The 19,778-nt window shown below is 60.9% G+C and carries 14 protein-coding genes; 6 read left to right on the forward strand and 8 right to left on the reverse strand.

Annotated features, from left to right (window positions below):
* Positions 1 to 62 precede the first annotated feature (62 nt).
* Together CCE89_RS04485 and CCE89_RS04490 are read left to right on the forward strand one after the other, a co-directional pair.
* Entirely contained in the window at positions 63 to 1,394 is a 1,332-nt protein-coding gene (locus tag CCE89_RS04485; protein WP_086436776.1) for a spinster family MFS transporter, read from the forward strand.
* A gap of 491 nt (positions 1,395 to 1,885) precedes the next feature.
* Positions 1,886 to 4,825, forward strand: coding sequence for a TonB-dependent receptor (locus CCE89_RS04490; protein WP_086436777.1), 2,940 nt, complete (start codon positions 1,886 to 1,888; stop codon positions 4,823 to 4,825).
* A gap of 63 nt (positions 4,826 to 4,888) precedes the next feature.
* Here the strand turns inward: CCE89_RS04490 and CCE89_RS04495 are convergent, their stop codons facing one another.
* From CCE89_RS04495 to CCE89_RS04515, 5 genes are all read right to left on the reverse strand, one after another.
* Positions 4,889 to 5,686 (reverse strand): class I mannose-6-phosphate isomerase, encoded by a 798-nt coding sequence (locus CCE89_RS04495; protein WP_086437011.1) that lies wholly within the window; start codon positions 5,684 to 5,686, stop codon positions 4,889 to 4,891.
* Between the two features lie 140 nt (positions 5,687 to 5,826).
* Complete coding sequence (locus tag CCE89_RS04500; protein WP_086436778.1) at positions 5,827 to 6,384, reverse strand: VOC family protein; 558 nt, start codon at positions 6,382 to 6,384, stop codon at positions 5,827 to 5,829.
* Positions 6,381 to 7,484 (reverse strand): 4-hydroxyphenylpyruvate dioxygenase, encoded by a 1,104-nt coding sequence (gene hppD / locus CCE89_RS04505; RefSeq protein ID WP_086436779.1) that lies wholly within the window; start codon positions 7,482 to 7,484, stop codon positions 6,381 to 6,383. The genes CCE89_RS04500 and hppD overlap by 4 nt, the downstream gene beginning before the upstream one ends.
* Before the next feature lie 103 nt (positions 7,485 to 7,587).
* Positions 7,588 to 9,120: an acetyl-CoA acetyltransferase gene (locus CCE89_RS04510; protein ID WP_234989935.1), complete on the reverse strand. Its 1,533-nt coding sequence runs from the start codon at positions 9,118 to 9,120 to the stop codon at positions 7,588 to 7,590.
* A gap of 7 nt (positions 9,121 to 9,127) precedes the next feature.
* Positions 9,128 to 10,396 (reverse strand): acetyl-CoA C-acetyltransferase, encoded by a 1,269-nt coding sequence (locus CCE89_RS04515; protein ID WP_086436780.1) that lies wholly within the window; start codon positions 10,394 to 10,396, stop codon positions 9,128 to 9,130.
* 112 nt (positions 10,397 to 10,508) lie between these two features.
* On the opposite strand from CCE89_RS04515, the gene CCE89_RS04520 reads away from it, so the two are divergent.
* Together CCE89_RS04520 and CCE89_RS04525 are read left to right on the forward strand one after the other, a co-directional pair.
* Positions 10,509 to 11,270, forward strand: a complete 762-nt coding sequence (locus CCE89_RS04520) for a crotonase/enoyl-CoA hydratase family protein (protein ID WP_086436781.1) — start codon at positions 10,509 to 10,511, stop codon at positions 11,268 to 11,270.
* Position 11,271: 1 nt separating this feature from the next.
* Complete coding sequence (locus CCE89_RS04525) at positions 11,272 to 12,435, forward strand: acyl-CoA dehydrogenase family protein (RefSeq protein ID WP_086436782.1); 1,164 nt, start codon at positions 11,272 to 11,274, stop codon at positions 12,433 to 12,435.
* Between the two features lie 174 nt (positions 12,436 to 12,609).
* On the opposite strand, the gene CCE89_RS04530 is transcribed toward CCE89_RS04525, so the two are convergent.
* The 3 genes from CCE89_RS04530 to CCE89_RS04540 all read right to left on the reverse strand — a co-directional run bounded on the left by CCE89_RS04530 (position 12,610) and on the right by CCE89_RS04540 (position 17,306).
* The gene (locus CCE89_RS04530; protein WP_234989954.1) at positions 12,610 to 14,592 is read right to left on the reverse strand and encodes a TonB-dependent receptor; all 1,983 of its coding nucleotides are present in this window, start codon (positions 14,590 to 14,592) and stop codon (positions 12,610 to 12,612) included.
* Positions 14,510 to 15,151, reverse strand: coding sequence for a TonB-dependent receptor plug domain-containing protein (locus CCE89_RS04535; RefSeq protein WP_086436783.1), 642 nt, complete (start codon positions 15,149 to 15,151; stop codon positions 14,510 to 14,512). The genes CCE89_RS04530 and CCE89_RS04535 overlap by 83 nt, the downstream gene beginning before the upstream one ends.
* Before the next feature lie 127 nt (positions 15,152 to 15,278).
* The gene (locus tag CCE89_RS04540; protein ID WP_086436784.1) at positions 15,279 to 17,306 is read right to left on the reverse strand and encodes a TonB-dependent receptor; all 2,028 of its coding nucleotides are present in this window, start codon (positions 17,304 to 17,306) and stop codon (positions 15,279 to 15,281) included.
* Positions 17,307 to 17,417: 111 nt separating this feature from the next.
* Between CCE89_RS04540 and CCE89_RS04545 the strand changes: the two genes are divergently transcribed.
* Positions 17,418 to 18,926, forward strand: a complete 1,509-nt coding sequence (locus CCE89_RS04545; protein ID WP_086436785.1) for a flavin-containing monooxygenase — start codon at positions 17,418 to 17,420, stop codon at positions 18,924 to 18,926.
* A gap of 39 nt (positions 18,927 to 18,965) precedes the next feature.
* On the forward strand, positions 18,966 to 19,727 hold the full coding sequence (locus CCE89_RS04550; protein WP_086436786.1) for a competence/damage-inducible protein A: 762 nt from the start codon (positions 18,966 to 18,968) through the stop codon (positions 19,725 to 19,727).
* The last annotated feature ends 51 nt before the right edge of the window (positions 19,728 to 19,778 follow it).

Raw genomic sequence — 19,778 nt, forward strand, 5'->3', positions numbered from 1 at the left:
ACAAGTTTGAGGGATGACCGGCATACTGTCAGCAGGCAGTGCCGGCATCCGGGGAGAGAGTAATGAGTTCACAGGCTGCGGCTCCCGCCGCCACTACGGTTGCGCCGCATAACGAAGTGTCACCGCGCGCAAGGCAGGTGACATTGTTCCTGCTCACCGCGACCTATTTCTTCAGCTACATGGACCGGCAAATCCTCGCCATCCTGCTGGAGGACATCAAGGCAGACCTGCTGCTGACCGACACACAGCTCGGCTTGCTGTCCGGCTTCGCCTTCGCGATCTTCTACGCGACGCTCGGTATCCCGGTGGCGGCGCTCGCCGACCGGATGAACCGGGTGAACATCATCTCAATCGCGCTTGCGTTGTGGAGCGCGATGACGGCGGCCTGCGGTCTGGCGAACAACTTCATCCAATTGCTGGCAGCGCGAATTGGCGTGGGTATCGGCGAAGCAGGATCGAGCCCGCCGAGCCATTCGATCATCGCCGATCTCTATCCCGCAGAAAAGCGGGCTCTGGCGCTCTCGATCTATTCACTCGGCGTCACGCTGGGCGCTGCTGCCGGACAGATATTCGGCGGCAATCTTACCTACTTCTTCGACTGGCGCACCGCTTTCATAGCGATCGGCCTGCCGGGCGTTGCACTGGCAATCATCGTCAAGATCTTCGCCACCGAACCCATGCGCCGGGCCGAACCGGGCGCGGTCGAAAGCGACGAAACGCCTTCGGTCTGGGAAGGCTTCCGCACGATCTTCGCCAATCGCGCGGCGGTGTGGCTGGTGGCGGGCGTCACACTGACCTCGATGATCGGCTATGCGCTGACAGGCTGGACACCGGCCTATCTGATCCGCTCGTTTGGTCTCAATACGCTGCAGGTCGGCAATATCGTCGCACCGCTCCTCGCCATCGCCGGCGTCGCAAGCGGACTCGGAAGCGGCTGGCTCGCCAACCGCCTTTCCGAGCGATACGGGATGCAGGCCCAGCCGCTGATGGTTGCAGCGCTCAAGACAATCGCCCTGCCCTTCCTCATCCTTTTCTACGTGGTTGAAAGCGCCTGGCTGGCGGTCGGCATCTATTTCATCGCCGTGCTATTCCAGTCCTGTTACCTCGGCCCGACCTTCGCCATGATCCAGACGCTCGCGCCTCTGAAGATGCGCGCCGTGTGGGCGGCAGTAACGCTGCTGATCATCAACCTGATCGGACTTGGCATAGGCCCGACAATGGTCGGCGTGTTGTCGGACATCTTCGCGGAGAGCTACGGCGACCAATCCCTCCGCCAGGCGTTGCTGGTAATCGCCTCGTTCACCCCGGTCGCCATCTTCTGCTACTGGCGCGCGAGTGTCGCGCTGCGGCGAATGGCGGCGGAGAAAGCGGCGGCGGAAGCAGGTTCCGCCTGATTGAAGGCTCACTCGGCAGTCCGGTCCAGAACCCGGGCGGCAGGGATGATTGCGACCCGTTCCGGAGCGGGTGCCGAAACGGGCCAGCTCGCAGCGCATACTGCCAGCCGCGCGTGCTGCTTCGTCATGGGTTTTCACGATTTCGAACCAGCGCAAGCGCGAAGCAGCGGACTGGCGGTCGTCAAGCGGAGCATGGCATTATTCGAATATCAGGTATGACCGATTTCGAGTGACTTCGCAGATCGCGCCGGCGCTCGGCAAAACTGTCTCGAAATTTCGACCGAGGAGTGGCGGCGGGTCCTCGCAACGCCACTCGTGTATCCCTCGCGGCAGTTTATTCCTTCTCCCAACTGTGGCGCAAACGCGCACCTCAAGGAGGATTTCCCTAATTTCCTTACATGAAACCTTGACACGGGGCACGATTCATTCAGTATTTTCGATTGCAGGGTATGCCGTCCTTAAGAACGCGCCCTCAGGGAGAGGAGAGGATCATGAGAAAATTCAGCTTACGCCACACGTGCGCCATTTCGGCACTGGTCGCTGGCTGTGCGCTTTCTGCGCCAGCATTCGCTCAGGATGCTGGAGACGAGAGCGCAGCCGACGACCGCGAGATCATCGTCACCGGCTCGCTCATTCGCGGCACGCCCGAAGATGCCGCCCTGCCGGTCGACGTCGTTTCGACGGAGGAACTGCAGAACAAGGGCATCACCTCGCCGCTTGAACTGATCAAGGAACTGCCTTCGGTTGGTTCGGTTCTCGGCGATACCAACCAGTTCTCTACAGCGGCACAGGGTTTCCAGGGCAACGGCTCGATCAACCTGCGCGGTCTCGGGGCAACACGCACCCTCGTCCTGCTCAACGGCAGCCGCACGATTCAGGCTCCGGGCGATGGCTTCAGCGATACCAACCTGATTCCGCTGTTTGCCCTCGAACGGGTCGAGATCCTGAAGGACGGTGCAGCCGCGACCTACGGCTCCGACGCCATCGGCGGTGTTGCCAACTTCATCACCCGTAAGAACTTCGACGGCGTGGAAATCGCCGGCGACTGGACCTTCATCGACGGGTCGGATGGCAATTACAACATCAGCGCGCTGATCGGTAAGAACTTCGGCAGCGTGAATCTTATGGTCGGCGCTGGCTGGCAGCACCGTTCGGAGCTTGCCACGACCGCGCGTGACTACACCAGCCAATCCTACGACGTGAACGCATCGGGCTATTCGGCGCTGGCGACCCCTGGCCTGTTCGCCGTGACCTATATCGGTGCGGGCGGTGTAAATACCGTGCTGTCACAGGATCAGGGCTGCAACGAATTGGGCGGGTTCAACACGCCGCCGGTCTGCCGCTTCACCTACATTCCGTTCGATAACATTACCGAGGACGAGGACCGCTACCAGGTCTACGCCCAGGCCGAAGCGGATCTTTCCGACAGCGTCCGCTGGCATGCCGGCGCCCTGTGGGCCAAGACCGATCTCGAAAGCCTGAACTATTCGCCTGCATTCCCACCGACTCAGGGTCCCAATGGTTCGGGCTTCGTGAGTGCCTTTACCACGTCACCAGCGAACCCTGCGGTGGCGGCATTCCTCGACCAGCAGGGGCTCCCGCAATCAGGGGGCGCAAACGGAGCTATTTTCCGGGTTACCAACGTCTACTACCGTCCGTTCGGTTTCATCGGCAATCCGCTCGATCCTGAGCGCGGTTCGGGCACAGGCCTTGCCAAGAACAACGCCTGGCGCGTCAACACTGGCCTCGAATTCGACGTGAGCGAAAAGCTCACGTTCAATATCGACGGAACCTACTGGCGTTCGGCACGTGACGCCTATGCTCCGGGCATCGTCGGTTCGCGCCTGCAGGCCGCGCTCAACGGCTTTGGCGGCGCGGATTGCACCGGTACGACGCCTGGTGCCAATGGCTGCCAATGGTTCAACCCGTTCGTGCTTGCCGGGCCGGAAAACCCGGCTCTGGGCATCACAAACCCCTATTATCAGCCGGGCTTCGAAAACAGCCCGGATCTGGTTGCATGGTTGCAGATTCCCAACGGCACGTTCCAGCGGGAAGAGCAGTTCATTCTCGACGGGGTCCTGTCGGGCGGAACCGGCTTCGAACTGCCGGGCGGTGAAGTCAACTTCGCAGTCGGTGCCCAGTACCGTAAGAACAACTTCATCAGCCGCCCGCTGCGGGATGAATCGAACCTCAACATCAACCCTTGCTTCATCGAGGGAGATCAGAGCTGCGTCGGCACGCCGACCGAAGGCGTCGGACCGTTCATCTTCCTGGGTGGCACGCGTCCGACTGCTCTCGACCAGAGCGTCTATGCGCTCTTCACCGAGCTGCAGCTGCCGATCCTCGACAATCTCGAAGTCTCGGCGGCTCTGCGGTTCGAGGATTATGGCGACCCGATCGGTTCGACCCTCAATCCGAAGGCTGCGGTTCGCTTCGAAGCGACCGACTGGCTGACGCTGCGCGGTTCGGTCGGCACCACCTTCCGCGGTCCTCTTGCCAGCAACGTCGATGACAACTTCGTCACCGCCCTGCAGGGCCTTACGGCAGCAGGCGGCAACTACAAGTCGGTCGACATCAACGGTAACCCGAACCTCGATCCTGAAACCGCGTTTACCTACAACCTCGGTTTCATTGTCGACACCGGCCCGTTCACATTCAGTGCTGACTTCTGGACCTATGATTTCCAGGACCAGATCGTCATCACGCCGGCAGATGCGATCGCGAGTTTCGTATCGAACGGTCAGACCAGCGGTACGCTACCGGTCGATTGTTCGAGCGCACTGGTGGGGCTCATTACTTTCTCCGGCAATACTTGCGTCCAGGGAACGACCACGGGCATCGACATCGCACGTGTCAGCACGCAGTGGGTCAACGGTCCCGATGTAAAGGTTCGCGGGATCGACTTCGCCGCCAACTACGACATCGATGCCGGCTTCGGCGTGATCTCGATCGGCGGTAATGCGACGTGGAACCTCGAGTACAAGACGGACGACTTCTTCGTGAACGACGTACTCGTGGCCGCTTCTTATGACGCAGTCGGCTTCGGCAACTACTTCCGCGATCCGGGCACACTGCCCGAATGGCGCGGGAATGGTTATGTCAACGTCAACACAGGCGGCCTCAATGCGCGCTACTCGGTGAATTACATCGACGGTGTGACCGATGAACGTTGCACGGGCGATCCGTGCTTCGCCATTGCGGGCGTTCCGGCAGGAAGCAACTTCGGACGGAACAGCGGCAGTTACATCCAGCACGATCTGGTACTGAACTACACGCTCCCGGTCGAGTTTGCGGACGTCCAGTTGACGGCTGCAGCGCTCAACATCTTCGATGAAGAGCCGGCCGACGCTTACCTGCCGCTCGGCTACAACCCCTTCATCGGCAATGCCATCGGGCGCAACTTCCGCCTCGGCATTCGCACGCGCTTCTAACTGGGGGGTTAGGAAGCGGAGAAGGGCCGGGGCGCAAGCTCCGGCCCTTTTTCTGTGCGCAGGTCAAACGGCTTGAGCGATCAGCAGGTCGCAGCTTCCGGATTTCGGCTGTATTTCCGAGACAGGGCAAAGTGCCACCTCGCCGGGTTCGAATATCTGCCCGGAGATTTCGAACTCACCCGCTACGGGGATGCAATAGCAGTCCCCCTCAGGCTGCCTGCTCAGGTCCACCTCACCAATGACCCGATCGATGGTGAAATAGGGTGAAGCTACCAGTCGGTGCAGGCCCGGCGAGGTCGGAGAAGTGCCGCAGTTGCCTGAATAGGGCGCAGGTCTGGAAACAGCTACTCCGTCATCGAGATGCAATTCGCGCGGGCGGCCATAATCGTAGAGACGATAGGTGATGTCGGCATTCTGCTGGATCTCGACCAGCTGGACGCCGGCCCCGATCGCATGGATCGTGCCTGCCGGAATATAATACCAGTCACCCGGAGCGACCGTCTTCCAGTCGAGCATGTCCTCGATCGCACCCGAAAGCGAAGCCTCTCGAAGTTCTTCGTCCGACAGTTGCTGCGTCAGACCGATGCCCAGCCGCGCATCGCCCTCGGTCGCGGTGACGATCCAGCATTCCTCTTTACCGGAGGCGAGCCCGCGCGCCTGCGCCTGCTCGTCGCTCGGGTGCACCTGGACCGAGAGTTTTTCGGAGGTGAAGAGCCATTTGCAAAGAAGCGGAAGCGGCTCTTCCGGGCGGTCGAACCAGATTTCGCCGACTTTTTCCTCTCGCCCGCCGAAATGTGCGGGGAGACCAGCCTGTCCCCACGGCTTCTCGACGAAATGTCGCGGCAAGATCGCGGCTGTCACACTAATCTCCATGGCCCCACAGGAAATGAGGAGGCGCCTATAGTGGCGAATATCCCCCGTAACAGCAACGCAGGGGCGCTACTATTACGGCGACGCCCCTGCTGTCTGGATCGGCTATTCGGGATAATCGCGTGAGAAACTCAATCGACGCCGTTTTCCTTCCGGGCGATTTCGTGCAGCCAGTCGGCATGGCGCGGAGCCTTCTTGGTCTCGCTCCATTCGTCGAGCATGAGCGGCGCAACGCGCTTCAGTTCATCATACTGGTCCGAAGTTCCGATATCCGCAGCCAGCTCGACCCGGTGACCATTGGGATCGAAGAAGTAGATCGATTTGAAGATGCCATGGTGCGTCGGGCCCAACACGTCGATGCCTTCGGCCTCGATATGCTTCTTGGCTGCGAGCAGTTCCTCTTCCGAACCAACCCGGAAGGCGAGATGCTGCACCCATTGCGGCGTGTTTTCATCGCGCCCCATATCGGGCTGGTTGGGCAGTTCGAAGAAGGCGAGGATGTTGCCGTTCCCAGCATCGAGGAAGACATGCATGTAGGGATCGTATTCACCGGTCGAGGGAACGTGATCCTCGGCGAAGGCGGTGGTGTATTCCATGCCCAGGACACGGCCGTACCATTCGACCGTTTCCTTCGCATCCTTGCAGCGATAGGCGGCGTGATGGATTCCAGATGGCTTGATTGCACTCATTCTGCCGGTTCTCCTTCGACTTCGAGCACGCCGCGGCGGATCTGGTCGCGTTCCATGCTTTCGAACAGGGCCTTGAAATTGCCCTCGCCAAAGCCTTCGTCGCCCTTGCGCTGGATGAACTCGAAGAACACCGGACCAACCTGCGCCTCGGCAAAGATCTGTAGCAGCAGGCGCGGCTGGCCACCTTCGGTTGTGCCGTCGAGCAGAATGCCGCGCATCTTGAGTTGCTCGGTATCCTCGCCGTGGTTCGGCAGGCGCTCCTCGAGCATTTCGTAATAGGTCCCGGGCGGAGCGGTCATGAACGGCACGCCCAGCTTCTTGAGCCTGTCCCAGGCCGCAAGCAGATCGTCACAGATGAGCGCAATGTGCTGGATGCCTTCGCCGTTGAACTCGCGCAGGAACTCCTCGATCTGACCCTTGCCGCCATCGCCCTCTTCATTGAGCGGGATGCGGATCTTGCCGTCGGGCGCTGTCAGCGCCTTTGACGTTAGGCCAGTGTATTCGCCCTTGATGTCGAAGAAGCGGATTTCCTGGAAGTTGAAGAGCTTCTCGTAATAGTCGGCCCAGAACTTCATCCGGCCGCCGTAGACGTTGTGCGTCAGGTGATCGATCAGCTTGAAACCGGCACCTTCGGGATGCTTGTCGACGCCCGGCAGATACTCGAAGTCGATGTCGTAGATCGAAAGACCTTCGCCGTTCTCGTCCTCATAGCGATCGACGAGATAGAGGATCGCGCCGCCGATGCCGCGGATCGCCGGGATAGCTAGCTCCATCGGACCGGTTTCGACCGCGACCGGCTCTGCGCCCTGATCCATCAGGTGTTCCCAGGCTTCGGCCGCGTTGCGGACGCGGAAAGCCATGCCGCAAGCGGATGGGCCGTGTTCGCGCGCAAAATACCAGGCTGCCGAGCGCGGTTCGTAGTTCGCGATGAGATTGATACCGCCCTGGCGCCACAGGTGGACATCCTTCGAACGGTGCGTCGCGATATGGGTGAAACCCATCGTCTCGAACACGGGTTCGAGCACGCCTTTTTCGGGGGCGCAGAACTCGACGAATTCGAAGCCGTCGAGGCCGGCGGGATTTTCAAACAGGTCGGGCATTTGGGGTCCTCACTCGCAGAATCGATTTAGTTTCGTTTGAAACTATCTACAAGAAAAGTCCGCTCCTGTCAAAGCGGCCGAGCAAGGATCCGTTTCCGACGAACTAGCTGGCAAGCCTTCCGATATTGCGGCCGCGCTCGTCCTGCTTGACCGAAAGCTTCGCGCCGAACGGATCGCCACCTTCGAACACGGCGGCGGTGTGATCGTGCGTCAGATCCGCATCGCCGCAGACACGCTCCCCATCCGCGTTGCGGCCGATATAGATCGCCGTGTCACCCTTCTTTCCGCGATTGATCGTATAGGTCTCGACAGTGACGCTTTCGTGGGGAGTAAAGCTGCGCGGTTCGCCGCCCTCCTCTTCACCGAGATCGATAAAGCGATCATTGTCCGACCAGTCGGCAGGTTCGGTCGAGTAGATGCCGGTGGCATACTTGCTCTGCATGCCGCCATTCGCGCCGACGAGAGCGTAGCTGCCGCGATCGTCGCGCACTCGCTGAACGGCTTCGGCGATAGCATGCGCCGAGTAATTGTTCCCCGCTCCGCCGAAGAACGGCAGTCCGCCGGTAAGCGTCAGTCCGCGCGGATCGTCGGGCGCGAGCCCGAGCGTTTCGATCGCGTTGAACACGGGAATTGCGAAGCAGGAATAGAAATCGAAATAGGTGATGTCGCCAGCCGTCTTACCGGCGCGCTCCAGCGCCTCCGTCAGCGATGCTTCGGCGGCTGGATAGGCAGCGAGATCGGGCCGCGCCATCAGCTCGCGCTCGACCTTGTTCGTGACTGCATGGATATGAACCCAGCGATCTTCCGGTATACCCAGCTCGCGCGCCTTTTCCGCACTGGCGATGAGGATCGCCGCAGCCTGGTTCACCTGGTCGCGCGCGACGGTCATCCGAGTATAGGGCTCGGCGACGATGCGGTTGCGATCGGTCACCGTCGCCAGCTCCTCGGCACTCCGCTCTACGGGGGCGGCGGCATGAGGATTGGCAGCCGCTACACGGGTAAAGGGTTCGAACAATTCCCCGATCTTGAGGCGATATTCCTCCAGCGACATTCCCAGCTTCTTGCGCCGGGCATTCTCGCAAAAAGCGTAGAGCGGGATCGCACCCGTCGCCCCGTGGAGGATGAGCGAAGGTTCGATCATCCCTTCGAGGCCGTAGCCGCGATTGATCATCTCGCCGCCCACGTTCTCCGACCAATCGGGCTTTTCGCCCTTGGCCGACAGCGCCAGCACGGTGGAAATCGCCTCCGAACCGACGATTGCCGCGACTTCGCTTGCACCATTGGCGATATCGGCCGCGAACTCGCCGACCAGCTTCTGGTTGTAGTTGCCGCCCGTCTTTTCGAGAATCGCCCGCTTCGGATCGGCACCAACCCGCTTGGCTATGGCGCGCGGCGGATTGTCGGCCCCGCCGAAAGGTGGATCGCGGTCGGGACGCGAGATCTCGAACTGCCGGATCGCCGCGAGCGTGTCGATTGCGCCCGCCACATCGCCCGAGGCATCCGCGTCCTCGATGGCCGCGGCGAGTGCCCTGCCCGCCATGTCCATCGAGGAAAGCGCTTCGTAACCGGGCTCTCCCACCCGCTCCGAATATTGACCAACCCCGATGATGACGGGCGTGTTGTCGGCAATACTCACAGCTGCGTCAGTCTACGAAATCGTCGACACGCTCGACGATGATGGCCGGCGCCATGCCGCCTGCCGCGCACATCGTCACCAGCCCGCGCTTGAGGTCGCGCCGCTCCAATTCGTCGATAATCGTGCCAATCAGGATCGAGCCGGTCGCACCGATCGGGTGACCCAGCGCGATAGAACCGCCATTGACGTTGACCTTGTCCCAGTCGAGGCCGAGGTCGCGCACGAACTTGGCCGCAACGACCGCGAACGCTTCGTTGATTTCGAACAGGTCGATGTCGTCGATCGTCAACCCGGCTTTCTCCAACACCTTCTTCGCGGCCGGAACCGGCGCGTTGAGCATCAGCGTCGGATCATCGCCCATGTTCGCTGTCGCCACGATGCGTGCACGCGGCTTGAGGCCGTTCTTCTGCGCATACTCCTTGCTCGTCACGAGCACGGCTGCTGCCCCATCGACCACGCCGGAGCTATTGCCCGCATGGTGGAAGTGCTGGATCTCGAGATCGGGATATTTCTGGTTCACGAGACTGCGGAACGTCGTGCCCTTGGCGTCGAGCGGAACATCGGCGATCTTGGTGAAGGCGGGTTCGAGTTCAGCGAGCCCTTCCCTCGTCGTCTGAGGGCGCGGATACTCGTCATGGTCGAGGATCACATTGCCTTCGTCATCGGTCACCGGAATGACCGACTTCGCAAAGCGTCCTTCCTCGATCGCCTCGGCTGCGCGCTGCTGGCTGCGATATCCGACCTCGTCGAGTTCCTCGCGCGTAAAGCCTTCCATGCTGGCAATGGCATCACCGCAAACGCCCTGATGGCTCTGCGGATGCACCTTCTGCAGCCGCTCGTTATAGCTGCCCATCATGGGCGGCTTGAGACCCGCTTGCATCTTCTCTTTCGACATCGCGGCCGTCAAGCTCATCATCTCGGTCCCGCCTGCGACGATGCAGTCTTCCATCCCGCTCATGATCTGCGCCGCCGCGAGGTTTACGCTCGTGATGCCGCCGCCGCAGAAGCGATCGAGCGTCGTGCCGCTGGAGGTGATGTCGTAGCCCGCGTCGAGGGCGGCCATGCGGCCCATGTCGCCAGCCTGCATGCCGTCCTGCGTGGAAACCGACCAGATCACATCGTCGACAGTCGACGTGTCCAGGTGATTGCGCTCGGCAATCGCCTTGAGCACCGTTGCCGCAAGATGCTGCGGATGTTCGGCGGCGAGCGCGCCCTTGCCCTGCTTGCCAATACCGCGAGGCGTGCGGACCGCGTCGATAATGTAGGCTTCGGCCATCGATTCTATTCCTTTTGATGGGGCCACGTCTGAGTCCGTGGACATGTTGTTCCACCTAGTTATATAAGTCCGGGAAAGAGACGCAACACCTGCCAATATGGAGAGAGCCCGGATGAGCGAAGAGCTTCTTACCGAAGAGCGCGACGGCATATTGATCATCACGATCAATCGGCCCGAAGCAAAGAATGCGATGAACAAGGCCGCTGCAGAAGGTATCGCCGCAGCGCTCGACCGGCTCGACAGCGAGGATCACCTTCGCGTTGCCATTCTTACAGGCGCGGGCGGAACCTTCTGTTCTGGCATGGACCTGAAGGGATTCCTGCGCGGCGAAAGCCCTGTTGTCGAAGGGCGCGGCTTCGGCGGCCTGGTCCAGCAGAAGCCTGCCAAGCCTCTGATCGCTGCCGTCGAAGGCTATGCGCTGGCGGGCGGGCTCGAGCTGATGATCGCGTGCGACCTCGTCGTCGCCAGTAGCGGCGCGAAGTTCGGCATTCCCGAGGTGAAACGCGGACTAGCTGCCGCAGCCGGCGGTTTGATGATGCTGCCCGATCTCGTCCCGCACAAGGTGGCGATGGAAATGGCGCTGACCGGCGACTTCATAGATGCAGCACGTGCCCATGAGATCGGCCTGATCAACCGCGTCACCGATGGCGCCGCACTCGACGGTGCCCTGGAACTGGCGCAGGCAATCAACGCAAATGGCCCGCTCGCCGTAAGAATATCGAAGCAGATCATCGAAGAATCGCGCGGCTGGGACCGCGACGAGCGCTGGGACAACCAGGCCAAGCTCACCCCACAGGTTTTCATGAGCGAAGACGCGCGCGAGGGCGCCGCTGCCTTTGCCGAGAAACGCGCACCCAATTGGAAAGGTAAGTAAGATGCCGGTTATCGACGTACCTCAACCCGAGTTCATGGAAGACGAGGAAATCGCGATTTTCGCCGATGCAGTCGGCAAGTTCTTCAAGCAACACGCCCCTGAAAAGCGCGTGCAGCAATGGCGCGAGAACGGCCAGGTAGAGCGCGATTTCTGGCGCGAAGCCGGTCAGGCCGGCCTGCTCGGTGTCTCCGTTCCCGTGGAATACGGCGGTCACGGTGGCGATTTCCGCCACGACATGGTGGTCCTCGACCAGCAGGCGAAACACGAAGTCGATGGCTTCGCTGCGAGCCTGCACAACACGATCATCCTGCCCTATCTCGTCCGTCATGGCACCGAGGAGCAAAAGCAGAAGTACCTGCCCAAGCTGGTGAGCGGTGAACTGGTCAGTGCAATCGCAATGACCGAGCCCGGCGTCGGTTCGGACCTGCAGAGCATCACCACAACGGCGCTCAAGGATGGCAATGGCTATCGGATCAACGGTGCCAAGACCTATATCTCAAACGGTCAGACCGCCGACTTCATCGTGGTCGTCGCCAAGACCGATCCCAATGAGCGCGCCAAGGGCATTTCGCTCATGCTGCTCGAGACCGAAGGCGCCGAAGGCTTCCAGCGCGGCAAGAAGCTCGACAAGATCGGCATGGATGCAGCCGATACGTCGGAGCTGTTCTTCGACAATGTCTTCGTTCCGGCAGAGAACATCCTCGGTGGCGTCGAAGGCAAGGGTTTCTACCAGCTGATGGGTGAACTCGCGCAGGAACGTCTCGTCATCGCCATGGGCGCGGCGACGGGCATCGAGAAGGCGCTCGAGACGACCATCGAATACGTCAAGAACCGCAAGGCCTTCGGCCAGACGATCTGGGACTTCCAGAACACGCAATTCGTGCTTGCCGACCTCAAGGCGCGCGGCACGGCAGCGCGGGTTTTCGTCAACGACTGCATCGCGAAGCTGCTCAAGGGCGAGCTCGACGTAGCGACTGCGGCAATGGCGAAGTACTGGGTCACCGAGCTCCAGAGCGAGGTGGTCGACAAGTGCCTGCAGCTGCACGGCGGCGCCGGCTATATCAACGAATATCCCATCGCAAAGATGTACCGCGATGCGCGTATTACCCGGATTTTCGGCGGCTCGAACGAAGTGATGAAAATGCTTATCGCGCGGTCGATGTAATGTCGGCGATTTGACGAGCCAGGCCGACCCGCGCCCTCCACCTTTCCACCCGGAGCCTGCCGGGACACAATCCGGGCGGAAAGGTGGAGGGCGCGGGAGGCAAGGCCACCGCAGAAAAAGGGGGCGGCGGACCGAAGTCCACCGCCCCTTTTGCTTGGGCGAAGGGCCTTCAGATCAGAACTTGGTTCTGACCGTCAGACCGTAGCTCCGCGGCTCCTGGATGAAGGCCGAACGCGAGCCGGAACGAAGCACAGTGTTGAAGGTAACGCCGCGCGTGATCTCGTTGGTGAGGTTGGTACCCCACGCTTCGATCGTCCAAGCCTCGTCGATATCGCCGAAGCCGATCCGCGCGTTGATCTTCACATTGCCGTCCTGCTGATCGAACGGGACAGGGATCCGTGCCGCCAGGTTCGCAGGATCGAAAGCTTGTGTCGACGTGCGCCGATCGCTTTCCATCCGGATCTGGCTGTTCATGAAGAAGCGGAAATTGTTACGGACCTCACGCTCGTAAAGCCCGCCGAGGATACCGACGAACTCGGGCGCATTGGTCAGCGAAATGCCGCAAAGTGCCAGCACGTTCGGCGCTGTCTGCGTGCCCGCGCAATCTTCTGGATATTCGGCATCGGTGTAAGTGACGCCCAAATTGAAGGTGAAGTTGTCGTTCGGCCGAATGGTCGACTCAAGTTCGAGACCCTGGGTGTTCGCCTTGGGCACGTTGAAGGTCTGGAACTGCGCTCCGGTGAACTCCAGAACCTGGAAGTTGGTGAACTCCTCGCGGAATGCCGCCAGGTTCAGCACAACGGCGTTGTCCAGCAGTCGCGCCTTCATGCCGATTTCGTAGGCATCCACCTCCTCCGAAAGGAAGCGCGGATCCGCGCCACCCGCCGCAGCGGTCGAATCGAGGTTGAAACCGCCCGATTTGTAGCCGTGCGTAAAGCTGGCGTAGACGTTGATCGGAGCGGCAAACTCGTAGCCGAGCTTGACCGTGTAGATCAGCTCGTCATCCTTGAACTCGTCCGAGAAAGTCCGCGGGAGCGGGAAGACCGCTGCCGCCGGCAGGTCGGCCGGTGCAGTAAAGGCAAAACAGCCGGTCCCGAATACAGTGTTGATGAAAGGCGCTGGAACATTGCCGGCACCAATCGAACCGAGGATTGCCGGGCACAGGGTATTGGTGTTGTTGCCCTGGGCAAACGAGCCGTCCTTGCTTTCGTCCGACCAGCGCAAGCCGACGGTGAAATCCAGACTATCCGTGATCTCCAACGTATTGTGCGTGAAGATCGACCAGCTCTTGCTGCTCTGCGAATAAAGGTTCGTGTTGGTGGTTCCGGCCGGATCAATGCCTCCAGAGAAAACCGTCAGAGGGTTGGCTCCAAGGAAGAGAGGACTTCCGGGGGTAATGGTCGCACCCCCGGTCGCACCCGCAAACAGGGCACCGATAAGCTCGCCATAATCTTCACCCAGCGCGAACGACGCAGCCTGGTTGATGTCCTCGTCCGAATAATAACCGCCGACCAGCCAGCTCAGGCGGCCACCCCAGGCTTCACCCTGCAGGCGAAGTTCGTGGGTCATCGTCTTGATGTCGGTCTGGTTGCCCGTCACATTGAAAACATCGAGACCCGAGAAATCGGAATCGTAAGCCTCGAAAGAATCGAACTCACGATAGGAGCCGACGTAGATCAGGTCGGCATTCGCCCCGACAGGGATCTCGATCTCTCCGGTAATACCCCAGTTCTTCACGTCGGTGACCGGTTCGAAGTTGACCGTCGCTATGCGGCTGTCGGCAGCTGCCTGCGCTCTGATCGTGTCGAACGGATTGACTGCGACTTCGGGACCCGACATGCCGCCACGTGCGCCAAGGCCTACTGCAGCGAAAAGACCTGCCGTTTCGACAGGTGACTGCAGCACCTCGAGCGCGGCACCGAACGGAGCGTCACTTTTTGCATAATCGGCGATGATCCTGCCGCGGATACCGCCTTCGGTCTCCCAACCGACCTGACCGCGCAGCAGGTACTGATCGGCTGCATTCGATTCGCCGACTTCCTGTCCGTCGGCGTTGAGCAGCGTGTAGTAACCGTCACGCTCGCGATAGGCACCTGTCAGGCGAACAGCCAGCGTATCCTGAATGACCGGAGCGTTGACCGCGCCCTGAACGCTGATGAGATCGCGGTTGCCATAAGTTGCGTTGGCAAAACCGCCGACATTCGCTGAGATCGGGTCGCCTGTTGGTGATGTTGAGCGCGCCGGCAGATGTGTTGCGGCCGAACAGCGTGCCTTGCGGACCACGAAGAACCTCGACCCGCTCAACGTCGACGAACTCCGACAGTGCGACGCCCGGACGGGACTGATACGCACCATCGATGAAGATGCCGACCGCGCTTTCGAAACCGATGTTGTTCGACGTCGTGCCGACACCGCGAATACGCAGCACGACCGAGCCGGATGCGAGCTGGGCATTCGAAGTCGAGAAACTGGGGGAGACCTGAGTAATCTCTTGCACGTTGACCACGCCCTGCCGCTCTAGCTGCGCCGGGCTGACGGCAGTCACCGCGATGGGGATGTCCTGCACGTTTTCGGCACGGCGCGTCGCGGTCACGATGATGACATTGTCATCGACCGCGGGAGACTGTGCCTCGGCTTCTTCCTGAGCAAAAACGGGGGTCGCGAGACTGGTGCTGACAAGCAAACCAGCCGCATAGGACGCAAACTTACGATTCATAAGGTTCCTCTCCAACCTGATGTTATTTTGTAACGCTCTCTTACCAGTTTGTGGATTCTTTGAACAAGTGCGTAGAAAACACTGCCGGTTCAGCGGTGCAAAATTATCACAGGAGGAGTTAACAAGGCTAAAAGCCGTAGCGGAACCCTGCCCAGACGGTCCTGGGAACGCCCAGATCGATCGAACCTCCGGAGTTGCGCGTGACGATCCGCTCGTCGGTCAGGTTCTCTCCGCGCAGCACCAGCTTGAGCGAACCCGCGAGAGGAATACTGGCAAATGCGCCGATGGTCGTGGCCGCAGGCAAGACATCGGTCTGCTGGTCGTCCTCGAACTGCGATGAGACATGGCGCAGTGTCGCTGCGAGCTCGGAGCCGCCCTGCGAGGTCCAGCCAAGCCGAGCCGAGGCCGCGAAGCGCGGCGTCTGAGGGGGCCGGTTGCCGTCGAGTGTGGCAGATGGCCCTTCGCCATCGATCGTCGCATCGGTGTAGCTGATCGACCCGTCAAAGCGGAACTGCCCCCTGGTGATCCCGAGGTTGCCCTCGACCCCCTGCGCATCGATCGCCGGCAGGTTCTGTCGCTGACGCAGATTGGGCGCAAGCGTGACATTGGCGATGGCATTCTTGACCCTGTTGTCGAATGCGGTGAGCGAAAGTTCGACATTACGCGAAGGCGTATAATCGAAACCGACTTCGAAGCCTTCCAGCCGCTCGTTCTCGAGCGCAGCATTCGCTTCGGTCACGACCGGGAAGACGACAAACGGACGGTAGAGTTCGTTGAGCGTGGGCAGGCGAAGGCCGGTATATGCGGCTGCCCGCACCCGCAAGCCGCGCGCCGCATCCACGGCAGCACCGGCTCGCCAGCTGAGCGACCAGTCGCTGCGGTCGGGAGCACGCGTTTCGCTGAGCAGCGCCCCGCTGTCGTCAACCGCGCGGTAGAAGCCGTCCGAGATCACCGTCCGGTCGGCTCGCAAGCCTCCGGTCAGCGTCAGCGGGCCGAACCACCAGTCATCCTCGACAAACAGTCCGAGATCGGAGTTGGTGCCACCGGCCCGGCGCCGTTCCGTGAGGTTGCCACTGAAGGCGCTGTATGCCTCTTCCTGTAATTCGCCGTTCGACCTTCGATAGTCTATTCCGAGGCGCAAGGTATGCGCATCACCCACCGGCGGACGGATTTCGAGCTTGCCGCCAAGCCCCGTCGACGGATTATTGCGTTGATCGAGCACTCGCACGAAGCGGGTCGAGCTGATCACGACATTGGAGAAATTGCGCGCCTGCACGTAAGCGAGCGCATCGAACTGCCACTCGCCACGCCCGACGATACGCAGGCTCGCATCCTGACCCTCGCTCGAAGAATCCGCACCGTCGAAACGCAAGGTCCGATCGTCGCGGAATACCAGCGCGCGCGCCTGTAATTCGATATCGCCGGAAACCGGCGCGACGCCTCGCAGCCCGACCGACCCGCTGTCGAAAGCTGCCCGGGCGCTTGCCGGGACGCGCTGGTCCGTAGGCGTGGTGTAGAAACCCTGTCCGCGGTCCCAGCGCGCACTGACAACGCCGAACCCGGCACCGAGCTTGCTCGACAGGGAGGCGCTGGCCTCGGTTTCTTCGCGGTCGTTGACGAGAAGGCTCGCCTGGACCGGACCGAGCGTGGCAGCCGACGCGCTTTCGAGTTCGATCGTCCCCGCGAGCGCTCCCGCACCGAAAGGTCCAGAGCCACCGCCCCGGGTCACGCGGATATAGTCCAGTTGTTCGGGCGAAATGGCGCTCAGCGGGATATAGCCGAAAAACGGATCGGCCATCGGCACGCCGTCGAGCAGCACAAGCGCCCGACTGGTTGCGTTTCCACCCAGCGCACGCAACGTCACTCCTTGCGCGCTCGGGTTGGATGAGCGGCTGTCGGAACGGCGGAATTGCTGGAAGCCAGCGGTGGTGGATAGCACATCCTCGATCCGGCCCGAGGTCGTGGAAACGATCTCCTCGCGCGTGATCTCGCTTGCCGCATAGGCAAGCGTCGAGAGCGGCGCCTCCAGTCCCTGACCCGTCACGACGATTTCGATCGTCTCGTCCTCGTTGTTTTCAACCGGCGTTTGAGCGGCAACAAGTGACGGAAATGAAACCGCAAAAAAGGTAGCGGAAGTTAGTATATGAAAGCGCATGGTTGCGCGCCCTAGCCCATCCTCCCCTTTCAGTCAGTTGCAAAATGCTATCGGGACTCGCAATCAAGCCGCGCGTGTGCTTACATCCGCGTCATCAGGAGAGAGGCAACCATGCTCGCAACACCACCAGACTTCGACGTGCTCATCGTAGGTGCCGGTATTTCCGGCATCGGAATGGCCGCACATATGGAGATGAAGGCTCCGCACCACAGCTACACAATCGTGGAGCGGCGCGAGCAGATTGGCGGCACATGGGACCTGTTCCGCTATCCCGGCATCCGCTCGGACAGCGACATGCACACCCTCGGTTTCGACTTCGAGCCGTGGAAGCATGAGAAGTCGATCGCCGACGGTCCTGCGATCCTCGATTATCTCAACCGCATTGCCGACGAACGCGGTATCCGCGAGCACATCCGCTTCGGTCAGAAGGTCATCTCGGCCGACTTCCGCCCCGACGAGGCACGCTGGCATGTCACGACCGAGACCGATGACGGGCAGCGCCATCTCGTCACGGCGAATTTCCTCTATCTCGGCTCGGGCTATTACGATTACGACGATCCCTATGACGCCGGCTTCGACTTCTCGGAGTTCGAGGGTGACGTAATCCATCCTCAGTTCTGGCCGGAAAACTATGACTATACCGGCAAGAAGGTCGTGGTGGTCGGTTCAGGCGCGACCGCTGTCACCATCGTGCCTTCGATGGCGGACAAAGCCGCGCATGTAACCATGCTCCAGCGCACGCCGACATGGATGTTCTCGCGCCCAGCCAAGGACAAGATCGCCAATTTCCTGCGCAAGATCCTGCCGGAAAAAGTCGCCTATGCGATCACCCGCTTCAAGAACATCAAGATGCAGGATTTCAGCTTCAAGATGGCTCGCAACAAGCCTGAGAAGGTGAAGGAAGGGCTGCACAAGCGTATCCGCAAGTCGATGGGTGAGAATTTCGATCTCACCGACTTCACCCCGCCCTACAACCCGTGGGAGCAGCGCCTGTGCCTCGTGCCGGACGACGACCTGTTCGAATCGATGAAATCGGGCAAGGCGAGTGTCGTCACCGGCCACATCGACAAGTTCGAGGCGAAGGGTGTGCGGCTCAAATCCGGCGAGCTTCTCGAAGCCGACATCATCATCACCGCGACCGGACTTTCTCTGGCCATAGCCGGCAAGATCGACGTCAGCGTTGCGGGCGAACCTGTCCAGTTCAACGAGCGCTATTATTACAAGGGCTGCATGTTCTCGAACCTGCCCAACCTTGCGGTAGTGTTCGGTTATCTCAACGCCAGCTGGACGCTGCGCGCGGACATCAATTCCAATTTCATCTGCCGCGTGCTCAATCACATGCGCGAAACCGGGACCGATCTCGCCACTCCGGTTCTGACAGATGCGGAGCGCGCGAAGATCGTCGATGACGACCTGTTCGATTTCTCCTCCGGCTATATCCAGCGCGGCAAGTCGATCATGCCCAAGAGCGCGACGACTTATCCGTGGAGGCTCAACCAGGATTACATCTTCGACAAGAAGCAGCTGCGCGAAGGCGATGTCGATGACGGCCTGCTGACCTTCACCCGCGCCGGAGCCAATGCAATGGCGCCGGACGAACAGCTCGAGGCTGCCGAATAGGGTTCACCTCTCACGCGGTATCGCCTAACGCTGCATCCCATGAGCGCTAGCGAGAAGATCTGGACCGCAGGGCTCGTCATCATCGGTGACGAGATCCTGTCCGGCCGAACCCATGACAAGAATATCGCGCAGGTCGCGAGCTGGCTTCAGGTGCAGGGCATTCGCCTTGCCGAAGTGCGTGTGGTTCCCGACGTACAGGAAAAGATCGTCGAAGCGGTCAATGCCCTGCGCGCCGACAACGATTATCTCTTCACCACCGGCGGCATCGGTCCGACGCATGACGATATTACCGTCGACGCCGTGGCCGAGGCATTGGGTGTCGAGGTCGTCATCCACCCCACCGCGCGCGGAATTCTCGAGAAATACTATGCCGACAAGGGCGGCCTCAACGAAGGCCGACTGCGCATGGCCCGCGTGCCCGAAGGCGCCGATCTCATCCCCAACCGCATGTCCGGGGCGCCCGGTATCAGGCTCGGCAATGTGGTGCTGATGGCAGGTGTGCCGCATATCACGGCAGGCATGCTCGACGCGCTGACAGGCGAGCTCGAAGGCGGCGCCCCGCTGATTACCGAAACGATCGGCTGCTGGGTTGCCGAAAGCGAGGTCGCCAACATCCTGCGCGAGGCAGAACAAGCCCACGAAAACTGCCAGATCGGCAGCTACCCCTTCTTCCGCGAAGGGCGCGTCGGTGCCAATTTCGTCATCCGCTCCACGAGCAAGGATGATCTGCAGAGCTGCATCGATACGCTTTGCGACGGACTGTCGACCGCAGGCTACGACTTTACTCCGGGCGGGATCTGACCCCCCCGCGCCCCTTCCAAAACGCTGCCTTAACCATTCCCCGCTAGTGTC

The organism is Altererythrobacter xiamenensis, assembly GCF_900177715.1.
Taxonomy (GTDB): Bacteria; Pseudomonadota; Alphaproteobacteria; order Sphingomonadales; family Sphingomonadaceae; genus Erythrobacter; species Erythrobacter xiamenensis.

Bases quoted from the DNA above. Each gene is read 5' to 3' on its own strand.
- CCE89_RS04485 (WP_086436776.1), top strand. From the start codon at position 63: ATGAGTTCACAGGCTGCGGCTCCCGCCGCCACTACGGTTGCGCCGCAT.
- CCE89_RS04490 (WP_086436777.1), top strand. From the start codon at position 1,886: ATGAGAAAATTCAGCTTACGCCACACGTGCGCCATTTCGGCACTGGTC.
- CCE89_RS04500 (WP_086436778.1), bottom strand. From the start codon at position 6,384: ATGAGTGCAATCAAGCCATCTGGAATCCATCACGCCGCCTATCGCTGC.
- hppD (WP_086436779.1), bottom strand. From the start codon at position 7,484: ATGCCCGACCTGTTTGAAAATCCCGCCGGCCTCGACGGCTTCGAATTC.
- CCE89_RS04515 (WP_086436780.1), bottom strand. From the start codon at position 10,396: ATGGCCGAAGCCTACATTATCGACGCGGTCCGCACGCCTCGCGGTATT.
- CCE89_RS04520 (WP_086436781.1), top strand. From the start codon at position 10,509: ATGAGCGAAGAGCTTCTTACCGAAGAGCGCGACGGCATATTGATCATC.
- CCE89_RS04525 (WP_086436782.1), top strand. From the start codon at position 11,272: ATGCCGGTTATCGACGTACCTCAACCCGAGTTCATGGAAGACGAGGAA.
- CCE89_RS04535 (WP_086436783.1), bottom strand. From the start codon at position 15,151: ATGAATCGTAAGTTTGCGTCCTATGCGGCTGGTTTGCTTGTCAGCACC.
- CCE89_RS04540 (WP_086436784.1), bottom strand. From the start codon at position 17,306: ATGCGCTTTCATATACTAACTTCCGCTACCTTTTTTGCGGTTTCATTT.
- CCE89_RS04545 (WP_086436785.1), top strand. From the start codon at position 17,418: ATGCTCGCAACACCACCAGACTTCGACGTGCTCATCGTAGGTGCCGGT.
- CCE89_RS04550 (WP_086436786.1), top strand. From the start codon at position 18,966: ATGAGCGCTAGCGAGAAGATCTGGACCGCAGGGCTCGTCATCATCGGT.